General features: G+C 69.0%; 5 protein-coding genes. 3 read left to right on the top strand and 2 right to left on the bottom strand.

The genetic code is table 11. The annotated features are described in order from the left end of the window. Window positions 1-147 precede the first annotated feature (147 nt). From AC5JJ2_RS19725 to AC5JJ2_RS19715, 3 genes are all read left to right on the top strand, one after another. Entirely contained in the window at window positions 148-732 is a 585-nt protein-coding gene (locus AC5JJ2_RS19725; protein ID WP_495859741.1) for an endonuclease domain-containing protein, read from the top strand. 1 nt (window position 733) lies between these two features. Continuing rightward, complete coding sequence (locus AC5JJ2_RS19720) at window positions 734-2581, top strand: SWIM zinc finger family protein (protein ID WP_495859740.1); 1848 nt, start codon at window positions 734-736, stop codon at window positions 2579-2581. A gap of 137 nt (window positions 2582-2718) precedes the next feature. Further along, window positions 2719-4017 (top strand): reverse transcriptase family protein, encoded by a 1299-nt coding sequence (locus tag AC5JJ2_RS19715; protein ID WP_495859739.1) that lies wholly within the window; start codon window positions 2719-2721, stop codon window positions 4015-4017. A 245-nt stretch (window positions 4018-4262) separates the two neighbouring features. Here AC5JJ2_RS19715 and AC5JJ2_RS19710 read toward each other — a convergent pair whose 3' ends face one another. Both AC5JJ2_RS19710 and AC5JJ2_RS19705 read right to left on the bottom strand, forming a co-directional pair. After that, window positions 4263-4484, bottom strand: a complete 222-nt coding sequence (locus AC5JJ2_RS19710; RefSeq protein WP_495859738.1) for a hypothetical protein — start codon at window positions 4482-4484, stop codon at window positions 4263-4265. Window positions 4485-4491: 7 nt separating this feature from the next. Further along, window positions 4492-6267, bottom strand: a complete 1776-nt coding sequence (locus AC5JJ2_RS19705) for a transglutaminase-like domain-containing protein (protein ID WP_495859737.1) — start codon at window positions 6265-6267, stop codon at window positions 4492-4494. Between the last annotated feature and the right edge of the window lie 97 nt (window positions 6268-6364).

The raw sequence follows: 6364 nt of genomic DNA, 5'->3' as shown, positions 1-6364 counted from the left end.
GACGGGCGGACGGCCGCGGGGGGGGCGACGCGAAGGTCGTCGCGAGCAAGGATTAAGCGTGAGGCCGGTCTTGTTCCCTCCCCCCCAAGGGGGGAGGGAACAAGAACCTTCGCGGCAGGAGCTGGTGTGTTTCACCAAGAGGTGTGTATGGCCAACGAGAACGCCCGGCGGCTCCGCAAGGACATGACCGACACGGAACGGTTCGTCTGGTGGCGGCTTCGGAATCGTCAGGTCGGGGGGTTCCGCTTCCGGCGGCAGCATCCGGTCGGCCGGTTCGTGGTCGATTTCGTCTGCCTGGAAGCGAAGCTGGTCCTCGAACTCGACGGCAGCCAGCACGCGGAGCGGTCGGAAGAAGACGAGCGGCGAACCGCGCGGTTGGACGCGGAGGGCTATCGGGTGGTTCGGTTTTGGAACCATCAGGTTCGGGAGGAATGGGACGTGATTGCCGTCGAGTTACTCCGGTTGCTGAACGAACTCGTGCCCCAGCCGGCGGGAGGCACGATTGGCCCCGAAGCAACTCTTTCTCCCTCCCCCCTTGGAAGGGAAGGCCGGGGAGGGGGGTCGGGGCGTGCAATTACTGAGGGGAGTCCGCAACCCCCGGCCCCGCTCACCCCCCTCCCTAACCCTCCCCCCCAAGGGGGGAGGGAACAAGACAAGAAGTACCGCGCCCGCCGACATGTCGAACCCCAGAGCGGCGAGCGGCACTACTCGGCCCACGCGGGAGGGCGGTAACATGGCCGACAACACCGACCCCACCCCCGACCAACCCGCCACGCCCGCGCACCTCAGCTACGGCGGCAGCAGCCGCGTCGCCACGGCCGGCGACGCCGCCCGCGTCGAGCTGTTCGGCAACCTCGACCGCCCGCCGGTCGCGTTCGACGCCACCGTCGCCGACCCGGTTCGCTTCCGCGAAGCGTTCTCCGCGCTCTACGCCGTCGTCGGCAGCGACTACCGGTACGTCCCGAAGGACCGCACCGCCTACCTCGCGTACCTGCGGCTGAAGCGGGAGACGGCCGCCCTCAACGTCTGGCAGGCACAGCAGGCGTACTTCGGCTGGCTGCTCCGCAACGACCCGCTCGCGTTCTGCATCCTCGACCCCGTCGTCACCGTTCACCCGGACCGCGTCCTGTTTGAAGTCTTCGGAAAGGACGAGAGCAGTTACGCCTGCCTCGCGTTCGAGCGGTCGGCATTCGCCGAGGTCGGCACGACGACCTGTGGCACGACGAACATCGACTTCAGCGACGCCCTGTACCAGAGCGTCCAGCAGATGCGGTCCGCCCGCAAGACGCGGCTGACCGTCGGCAGTTCCGGCGTCGGCGTCGCTACCGAAACGCGGCCGGACGTGCTGGAGAAGCAAATCCGCATCCCGGACTCGTGGCTCCGCGGGTTCCTCCAGGTGCAGTCGGCCGCGACCCTGCCGTTCGACCACCTGCGGCTCGCCCCGATGGACCTCTACAACGCCCTCCGCACCCTCCGCATGAACGGCGACCGGAAGGGGAAGCGCCGCGGCCTGCGGTTCGAGCTGGTCCCGGCGCAGCAGCCGCGGATCGTGCTGGAGCCGTGGGAGACGGTCCTGCCGGCGACGAGCGAGCCGTTCAAGGGGAAGGCCGCCCGCGTCGTCCGCGTCTGGGGCCGCCGCCGGCTGATGACCGTCAAGCGGCTGCTGCCGTTCGTCGAATCGGTGGACGTGTACCTGCTCGGCAACGGGCTGCCGAGCTTCTGGGTGTTCCGCGCCGGCCCCGTCACGCTCACCCTCGGGCTGACCGGGTTCACGGCCGCCAACTGGTCGTCCGCCCTCGGCTTCGACCTGCTGCTTCCGCGCAAGACCCAGACGAACGAGCCGCTGGCGAAGGTGGTGAAGTTCCTCGCCGACGGCGTGTGGGCCGCGACGCGGGAGGAAATCGCGAAGCAGACCGGCGTGAAGGGGTCCGCCCTGATCGAGACGCTGCAGCTCGGCTGCCAACAGGGGCAGCTCATGTTCGACCTCGCGGCCGGGGTGTACCGCCTCCGGCCGATCTTGAACGAGCCGCTCGACCTCGTGCGGCTCCAGTACCGCAACCAGCGGGAGAAGGTGGCGCACGACCTGCTCACCCGCCGCGACGCGGTGCGGATCGTGTCCGAGAACCGCATCGCCGGGCAGGGGCTCGAACTGACGGGACAGGTTTCCGTCGAGGAGGACAAGCGGGACTACCGGCCGCAGATGGTCCTCGCCGACGAGGGGCAGGTCCGCCGCGTGACGTGTACCTGCACGCAGTTCCGCACCGCCGGGCTGAAGGGCGGGCCGTGCGTGCATCTCATCGCGCTACGGCTCGCGTTCGCCGACAAGGAGGCGAAGCGGGCGAAGACGGACGACGCCGTCGTGTTCGAGACACGGGCGTTCACAAAACGCGACGGCGACACCGAGCGGGTCATGCAGCTGTCGCTCGAACGGCAGAAGCTGAAAGTCCGCTGGGGCCTCGCCGGGCAGCCGATGCGGTTGCAATCGCTGAAGTTCAACACCGAGGCCGAGGCGCGGGCGGCGTACTTCGAGCGACTCACCGAACTGGACGCGAAGGGCTACCTCGACGCGGTGGCGGAATGAAAACCGTATTCACCGCGGAGGGCACATGAGGGCACGAGAGAAAACCAAGAGAGATTTCAAAGAATGATTTTTAACTCTCTTCGGTTTTCCTCATGTGCCCTCTCGTGCCCTCCGCGGTGAAAAATTCTGGACTCCCTATGGCCACGACCGACCCGATTGCCCTCTGGCAAAGCATCCTCCAGGCCGGGGGCGTGCGGGCGTACATCGACGGGCAGCTGAAGGACCGCGGGTTCCTCGTCGCGCGGCGGGACGCCGACACGATGAGCGACCGCGAGAAGGACCAGTACAAGAAGCAGCTCAAGCAGGAGGCGGCCGAGCGGCGGAAGCTCAAGAAGGAGGCGTGGGCCGCGTACAAGACGGCGCACGTGGTGCATCTGGGCGACGGCGTTTACTGGAACGACGAGGCGAAGCCGGACAAGTGGGACACGCCGAACGGCGAGGAGCGGGCGGCCGAGAACGAGCTGCCGCCGCTCGACTCGCCGAAGCAACTCGCGGAGGCGCTCGGGCTGACGATCCCGCAACTGCGGGGCATGTGCTACCACCGCGACGCGGCGACGAAGCTGCATTACGCCCGGTTCACGATCCCGAAGCGGGACGGCAGGTCGCGGCCGATCTGGGCACCGCTCCCGCGGCTGAAGCAGGCGCAGCGGTGGGTCCTGCACAACGTCGTCGAGCGGCTGCCGGTCCACGGGTCGGCCCAGGGGTTCCTCGCCGGCCGGTCCATTTTGTCCAACGCGGCGGTTCACACGAACGCGAAGACGATCCTGAAGATGGACGTGACCGACTTCTTCCCGACCGTGACGTGGCGGCGGGTGAAGGGCGTGTTCCGCCGGGCCGGGTACCGCGAACAAGTCGCGACGCTGCTCGCGCTGCTCTGCACGGAGGCCCCGCGGGAAGTCGTGCAGCACGACGGCAAGACGTACTACGTCTCCCTCGGCCCGCGCTGCTTGCCGCAGGGCGCGCCGACCAGCCCGGCGCTGACGAACGCCCTCTGCCTGCGGCTCGACCGGCGGCTGACGGCGCTCGCGACGAAACTCGGCTGGCGGTACACCCGGTACGCGGACGACATGACGTTCAGCCTGCCGGCGTCGCACACGGGCAAGCCGCAGCTCGGCAAGCTGCTCGGCTGCGTGCGGCGGGTGGTGGCGGCCGAGGGGTTCGCCGTGAAGGACGAGAAGACCCGCGTCCACCGTAAGGGCGGCCGACAGTCGGTGACCGGCCTCGTGGTGAACGGCGACGGCCCGCCGCGGACGCCGCGGAAGTTGCGGCGGGAACTGCGGGCGGCGATCCACAACCTCCAGCACGGCAAGCCGCTGAAGGACGGCGACACGCTCCCGCGGCTGATGGGCCTGGCGGCGTTCGTGTACATGACCGACCCGAAGCGCGGCAAGGCGTTCCTGGTCGAGCTGGGCAAGCTCGCGACCGGGCCGGTGTGAGCGCCCGACTTCCGAAGTCCGGCTTCGACTTCGGAAGTCGATCCCGCGCGGGCGCGGTTGTCAGGCCGCAAAAAGGGGCATCGCCCACCGACAGCATCTTCCCGCAGGTGGTCTTCGAGGCACGGCCAGCGGCAGTTCTACGAGGGCCACGGGGCCGCGCACGGGCAGAGCGGCAGCGGGCGAAGCTGTTGGCGGACAAGTTGCGGGCGCTGGGCGTGGACCCGGACGCGGTGAATTGATTTTCGTCACCCCGCGACGTGATACCAGTTGTCCTTCAACCACTGGAAGAAGGTTTCGCCGTACAGGAAGCCGAGGACGCCGCAGAGGATCGCCCCGAAAAGCATCGTGTCGCCGGGGAACAGGAGCGTGCCGTCGATCAGCCACATGCACACGCCCAGGCCGGCCAGCCCGCCGAGGGGCACGCCGACGAGCAACCCCTTCAACCCCTGGCCCCACATGAACCGCATGTGACCCTCATTTCTCCGTCGCCCCCACGACTTCGACCTTCGGCGACGCCATCAGCACGCGGAGGACCGGCAGCAGCGGGGCGAACGTCCGCTCGTCGTGCCAGTGCGAGTCCGTGATCTTGATGTGGCCGGGGCCGACGGAGCCTTTGCCGAGCGTCGCGTCCAGGGCCACCCAGTCGCCGTCGGCGTACACCTCGAACCACATGTGGTACGCCAGGAACGGCTTGCCGCCGGCCGCCGGGGCGTACACCAGGCCGAGGGCCGTGCGGCTCGGGACGCCGACCGCCCGGCACATGGCCGCGGACAGCATCGCGTACTCGGTGCAGTCGCCGGACAGCGTCTTCGCCACCTGCCCGGCCGTGCCCATCGCCTGGCTGAACTCGACCGCCCGCATGTTGTTCTTCACCCACGCCTCGACCGCCCGCGCCTTCTGCCACGCCGACGCGCCGGCCGGCAGCCCGGCCACGGCCGCCGCCGCGTGCCGCTTCACGTCCGCGTTCTCCCAATCGATGAAGAAGCTCGTGCCGAGGTATTCGTCGCCGGGGGCCTTCCCATTTGCGTCGGCCCGCGGCTGGCGAACGGCCGTCACCTTCAGGTCGAACGCCTTCGTCTTCGGGTCGAGGTTCTCGATCTTCTGCCGGCCGTCCTCCGGGATCATCGTCTCCGGTTCCGGGTCGCCCTCGGTGCGGATGCGGTACGTGACGGTCCCCTTCTCGTGGACGCCGGGGATGTCGCGGTCGAGGCGGACCGACTGCACGTCAAACAGGTCGGGCACGGTCGTCGGGGCCTTCAGCGCCAGCTCCTTCGTCGTGCGGACGATGATGAGCCGCCCGCCGAGGCTCGGCATGTCCTGGTCCGTCCGCACCGGCTCGTAGGTCTCCGCGTCGCACCACACCGTCGCCGGCGGGATGCGGAACACGACCTTGCCGTCCTTGTCCTTCAGCGGGTTGAGCGTGGCCGTGAGGCGGACCATCGGCTTCGCCGGCTGGCCGTGGACGAGCGCGATCGTCTCCAGCGCCTTCACCTCGACGGTGACTTTCATGACGCGGTTGAGTCGGCCCTCGTACATGAGGTAGTCGAACGTCTCGCCGGGCTTCGGCTTCTTGTCCTTGTAGACGGTCGCCTCCTTCGCGACGCCGAGGACGCCGTCCGGCCACGCGACCTCCTCGGCCTTCTGCACCACGCCCTCGGCCTGCGTCTTGAGGATGCCCTCGGCGACCTTCCCGGTGAGGACGAGCTTCTGCTGCGGCCCGAGCGCCAACTCCATCCGCGTCGTGAGGACCTGGCCCTCCGGCGTTTCGAGCGTCGCGTCTTCCGTCGATTGCTCCGTGACCTGGCCGAACCGCTTCAGGGTAATGCGGTGCTCGCGGGTGGCGTACAGGTACGTCTTGCCGTTCGCCTCCCGCTCGCGGACGACGGTGTGGAAGTAGCCGACCTTGTGCCCCTTCAGGTAGGCCGCGTCCCACGTCTCGAGGACGAGCTTGCCCTTCTGCGGGTCGGGCTTCGCGTCCGGCTTCGCGTCGTCCTGCGGCTTCGGGTTGGCGATGGGGATCGGCTCGCCGCCGTAGGGCCGCGGGGCGGGCTTCTCCGGCCTCGCCGGCACGTCCTTTGCGACAAGTTGCGGCTTCGCCCCGTTCGGCCGGATGACGATGAAGCCGGGCTTCTCCGGCGTCGGCGGCGGGGCGGCGGCGGGGCGGCCCTTCGGCCGGATGACGATGTTGTCTTCGGCGAGCGCGGTCGCGCCGAGCGAAACAATCAAGGCGACGGCCAACAAGTTCCGCACGGCGGGTCTCCGAAAATGTGTCCGTCCATCATCGGGCATAACGCGGCCGCGGCTTCAGGCGTTGACGCCCCCGCGGCCGCCGGGACGCTCGCGGGGC

The sequence above is a fragment of the Limnoglobus sp. genome, from assembly GCF_059499385.1.
Note: the sequence above shows the minus strand (reverse complement) of the source record. Positions and strands in the feature narration are given on the sequence as shown.

Coding starts and splice junctions, on each gene's coding strand:
- AC5JJ2_RS19725 (WP_495859741.1), top strand. CDS start 148: ATGGCCAACGAGAACGCCCGGCGGCTCCGCAAGGACATGACCGACACG.
- AC5JJ2_RS19720 (WP_495859740.1), top strand. CDS start 734: ATGGCCGACAACACCGACCCCACCCCCGACCAACCCGCCACGCCCGCG.
- AC5JJ2_RS19715 (WP_495859739.1), top strand. CDS start 2,719: ATGGCCACGACCGACCCGATTGCCCTCTGGCAAAGCATCCTCCAGGCC.
- AC5JJ2_RS19710 (WP_495859738.1), bottom strand. CDS start 4,484: ATGCGGTTCATGTGGGGCCAGGGGTTGAAGGGGTTGCTCGTCGGCGTG.